Raw genomic sequence first — 4,209 nt, forward strand, 5'->3', positions numbered from 1 at the left:
ACATGAGCTCAGCATCAGCGCCGCGACTATTAGAGCCAACCCCTGCCAGGCCCGGTGGCGGATCAGGCGCATCGCGCTCGCCGCGCGCCTCACTGGCCCGGTCCTGTCGATCCGGCTGCCTCAGCGGGCAGCAGCGGTCCAGCGCGTGCCGGGCCCGGCGCCGGCGTCGGGGCGACCGGACCGGGGACCACCTCCGGCCCGGGCGGCGGCGGCGGTATCGGCGCCGGGTGGTTCGGCTGGCCGATGTACGGCAGTGGACCGGGCTCCTCGTTGTATGCGTTCGGCGGCCCCGGCGGGGTTTGCAGGTTCGATTGGACCGGCGCGATGTCCGGTCCGCCCATGAGTTCGGCAAGCGAGTCGGGGGTCAGCAAGCCCGCCGTGATCGGACCCACCTTCGTCCCTTGCATTCCGGGCGCCACGATCCAACCATGCTGGGTGTTGCGGTGCGACAACGGTGTGTCGGGCACCCAGATCCCGGGAACGGTGGTGTCCTTGTAGCCGGGCGGCGGCTGCAGCCGCGGCTCAGAATACGCGATCTCCTTGGGTAACGTCGCGGCGGTGATGAACGGATTCAACCCGAACGGTACGGAGTTGAACTTGATCGCGTCCAGAATCGGCGCCAGGTACTGCGCACACAGTTCAGCGGATTCTTGATAGCCCAGCCGACTGGCGGCCTGAATCGAGCTGCAGATCACCTCCATCGGGTTCGCGAAGGTGAAGCCGAGAATGTTCACCGGCTGGCCGACGATCGCGCCGAGCGCCGGATGGTAAATCTGATTGGCATTCGACAGCGCCGTCGGCGCTACGTGCAGGACGGTTTCCAAACCGTTCAGTGGGTCGGGTTGGAGCAGCGTGTTGGTCGCGGTGGCGAGGTTGTTGATGTCGTGCGTCAGCACCTCACGGTTCTTGGCGAGGAATGGACGAAGTGTGGTGACCAAACCGTCGAACTGCTGTATGGCGTTGGCCAGGTCCCGGTCGGAGCCGGTCAAGCTGTTGGTGAACTGGACCAGGTTTTTGTTGAGCGCCACGAACTTCTGGTCGTCGGCGTGCAGTGCGTTGACGAACAGCGCCAGGCTGCGCACCACGGCGAAGAAGTCGCCGCGGCCTTTGTTGAGGGCGGTCAACGACCGCGAAAGGGCGTCTAGCGTGGTGTTGATCTGATTCCCCTTGCCAGCCAGCCCATTGGCGTAGGTCTCGATGACCTCACCGAACGGTCCCTTGGGTTGCTCCTTGGTGGGGCCGAGTTTGGCGATGATGTTGTTAACGGTGTTGCGGAGCTGATCCCACTCGGTGGGCACTTGGGTGCGCTCGATCGGGATCACGGCGTTGTCGGCCAGCACCGGGCCGCCCCTATAGGGCGGATCTAACTGGATGAACCGCGACGCCACCAGGGTGGGGTTGAGGATCGATGCCAAGGCGTTGGCCGGCACCTTGTACTTGTTGGCGTAGTGGAAAGTCACCTTCATCTTGTCGCCGGACGGCTCGATCTTGTCGATCGCGCCCACGGGCACACCCATGATCCGGACGTCGTCCCCCGTATAGAGCGCGTTGGCTTCCGGGAAGTATGCGACCACCGTGTTGTTGGTCAACTTCTTGTAGAGCTGAATCCCCACGAACACCGCGACCAGGGCGAGCACAACCGCGAGCGCGCCGATGATCACCGATGCCCGGGAGAGCTTCGGCAGCCGCAGCTGTCGGATATCAAAGACGGTGCTCACCCTTGGTCACCTCCCAAGCTGCCTCCCCCGCCGCCTGGCTGGCTGTTTCCTCCTTGGCCCGGCGGGATGAACGGAACCGGAAGCTGGTTTCCAGGCCCCGGCGACGCCGGCGGCCCAGGCGGCAGCCCCGGCGCGAACGTCGATGGCGGCGGAACCGGACCGGCGGGTCCCAACGGCTCGGTGCGCGCTCCAGGCGGTCCCGGCGCGATCGGCACCGGTGTGCCCGGAACATTCGGCGGCGGCTCGCCCGGCCGCCCGGCGATCGGGATACCCGGTGTCGGCGGCAGACCGTTCGGGTTCGGTGGCGACGAGAGGACGTCGGTCGGCGCCAACGGGTTGTCGCCGAACGGGCCGACACCTGCCATCGCGCAGGGCAGGAAGTTCACAGGAGTCGGGAAGGCGCCGGCGGCCGGGGCGTACGAGCAAGGCGATCCCGGCGGGACGGCCGGCCCCGGATGATCCGGGGTGCCCTCCAGCACCGGTGGCGCCGGCGGCGGCGCACCGTTGGGGAACCGGGTGCCGTTGGGGTCGGGGAACCGGAACGCCGGCAGCCCCGCGCTGCGCCAGAACTCCTCGGGATCGAGGCCGCGCTTCTTGAACGCCGCATCCACCCACGGCTGTATGACCCAGTACGGCGTCAGCAACCAGTTGGTCAGCGATATCTTGAAGTATGGTCCCGACGCGACAGTTTCGTTGAAGGCGGCGATGGTTTTGCCGAGCATGGTGACCGCTGAAGCCAGGTCGTCCTTGCGCGCCACCAACAGGTCGCTGACGGTGCGCAGCTGCTCCAACACATGATTCAGGTTGGGGTTGTCGTTGATGAAGTTTTGCACCTGGGCAGAGAAAGCGGAGACGTTATCCAGCAGCGCGCTGATGGCCCGACTGCGCTCGTTGAACGCGGCCAGCAGGGTGTTCGAGTTCACGAACAGGCGGTCGATCTGTTCGCTGCGGTCACCCAGCACGCTGGCCACCTGGTTGGCCTGCGCGAGCAAGTGCGTGATTTGCTCGTCACGCTTGCCGATGGTGTCGGAGAACTTGGCCACCCCGTCGAGGGCCGCACTCAGGTGCGGGTAGGTCTGATCGATCGTCTGCGACAACACATTCAGCGACCGTTTGACGGTGTCGATGTCCCAGCCGGCGGCGGCCTTGGTGACGTCGAAGAACGCGTCGTAAATCTGATACGGCGTGGTGCTTTGCCCGAGCGGCAACGTGCCATTGGGCCGCAACGTCTGGGTGCCCCGCGGCTCGATCTCGAGCACCTTCTTACCCAGGATCGTGTCGGTCTTGATCGCCAGCCGGCTCTCGGTGCCGATGGAGTTGCTGCCGGTCGAGAACTTCATCACGACGTGGTCGCCGTCGATCTTGATGTCCTCGACTTGACCGACGGTGAGGCCCGCAATGCGCACCTTGTCGCCCGTGGTCATTCCACCGGCGTCGGTGAACTGCCCGTAGTAGCCCGGGCTGGCGAACAACATCGGGACACTGGTGAAGGTTTGGCCCACGCCGACGACCAGCAGCAGCACCACCAGGCCCATGAGCCCGATCCGAAGCCGGTTGGCAGGTTCCAGCGTTCTCATTGCGGCGTGCACCTACCCGAAGGCTGCTGCCAGATCCTGACCGTGCGGACCGGACCGCCGGGCTGCAGCCCGTTGGTCTTCAGCGTGAGGTCGCACAAGTAGAAGTTCACCCAGTCTCCGTAGCTGCCGACGGCGCGGCCCACCGTGTTCAACCCGGTCGGCGTCCGGTGGAGCAGGTCGTCGTACTTGTCACGCTGATCGACGATCGCCTGCTGGATCGGATCCAGGTAGTTCAGGGTGTCGTGCACCAGGGCCCGGTTGTCGGCCAGCAGGTCGGCCACCGTTCCGGCCGCGTTGCTGATGTTCGCGGTGTTGGCGGCCAGCGGCTCGGCGTGGTTGTTCAGTCCGGTGATCAGTTTCTCGAAATTGTCGACGGTCTGGTCGAACTGCGCGCGATGCCTGACCGTGGTGTCCAGCACGATGTTGAGATTCTTGACCACCTCGCCGATCGCCTGGTCCCGCTCGGCGATGTGGGCGGTCAGCTGCGCGGTCTGGTCGAGGATGTCGTTGATGGTGCCGCCTTGGCCCTGGAAGACGGTGATGATGGCCGAGGCGATGTTGTTGACCTTCTCCGGGTCCAGCGCGCGAAACAGCGGCTTGAAACCGCCGATCAGCGCGTCGAGATCCAAGGCCGGCTGAGTGTGCGACAGCGGGATGAATCCGCCGGACGGCAGGACCCGGTCCGCGCCCTCGCCGTCGCCGCGCTTGAGCTCGACGTAGCGGTCACCGATCAGGTTGAGATAGCGGATCTGTGCTGTCGTGGACTGGTACAACGGCACCGAGCGGTCGACGTCGAAGTCCACCCGCACCCGATGACCGTTGTCGACCAGCTTGATGTTTTTGACTTTGCCGATCTCCACCCCGGAGGCGCGGACGAACTGGCCGTTGCGCAGCCCGCTGGCATTGCTGAACTC

General features: G+C 65.5%; 3 protein-coding genes. All 3 read right to left on the minus strand.

All coding sequences use genetic code 11. The features are described from left to right. Positions 1-89: 89 nt before the first annotated feature. Positions 90-1,718 carry a virulence factor Mce family protein gene (locus VKI00_RS14515; RefSeq protein WP_324438463.1) on the minus strand — a complete coding sequence of 543 codons (1,629 nt, stop codon included), beginning with the start codon at positions 1,716-1,718 and terminating at the stop codon, positions 90-92. Then, on the minus strand, positions 1,715-3,295 hold the full coding sequence (locus VKI00_RS14520) for an MCE family protein (protein WP_324438465.1): 1,581 nt from the start codon (positions 3,293-3,295) through the stop codon (positions 1,715-1,717). Before VKI00_RS14520 ends, VKI00_RS14515 begins: the two co-directional genes overlap by 4 nt. After that, positions 3,292-4,209: virulence factor Mce family protein (locus tag VKI00_RS14525; protein WP_324438467.1), on the minus strand; the 918-nt coding region annotated here is incomplete at its 5' end. The genes VKI00_RS14525 and VKI00_RS14520, both read right to left, overlap by 4 nt.

Source organism: Mycobacterium sp. (genome assembly GCF_035314665.1).
Lineage (GTDB): Bacteria > Actinomycetota > Actinomycetes > Mycobacteriales > Mycobacteriaceae > Mycobacterium.

Bases quoted from the DNA above. Each gene is read 5' to 3' on its own strand.
- VKI00_RS14520 (WP_324438465.1), bottom strand. From the start codon at position 3,295: ATGAGAACGCTGGAACCTGCCAACCGGCTTCGGATCGGGCTCATGGGC.